Here is a 247-nt window from a genome sequence, read left to right as displayed (position 1 = left end):
GGGATGTGGTGTGGCCAGTGGGGTGGTTCCCAGTCCTGGTGTTCGCTGGGGTAGTGCCGTTGTGAGGGTGATGTCCACCCCGGTGGGTGGTCTTTGCTGGCCGCGGTGGGTGTCCATCCGGTCCGGTGTTTGAGGCGGTGGTGCTTGGGACATGGCTGGCCCAGGTTCGAGATGCCGGTGGTGCCTCCGTCGGCCCAGGCCAGGAGGTGGTCTGCTTCGTTGTCCAGGGAATGGTTGTTGCAGCCGG

General features: G+C 65.6%; 1 protein-coding gene. It reads right to left on the bottom strand.

Annotated features, from left to right (window positions below; translation table 11 throughout):
• A partial coding sequence (locus NFJ07_RS25855) for an HNH endonuclease signature motif containing protein (RefSeq protein WP_269998953.1) occupies positions 1 to 247 on the bottom strand: 247 nt, incomplete at both ends.

The organism is Arthrobacter sp. B2a2-09 (genome assembly GCF_027587375.1).
In the GTDB taxonomy this organism is placed as follows: Bacteria; Actinomycetota; Actinomycetes; order Actinomycetales; family Micrococcaceae; genus Arthrobacter.
Note: the sequence above shows the minus strand (reverse complement) of the source record. Positions and strands in the feature narration are given on the sequence as shown.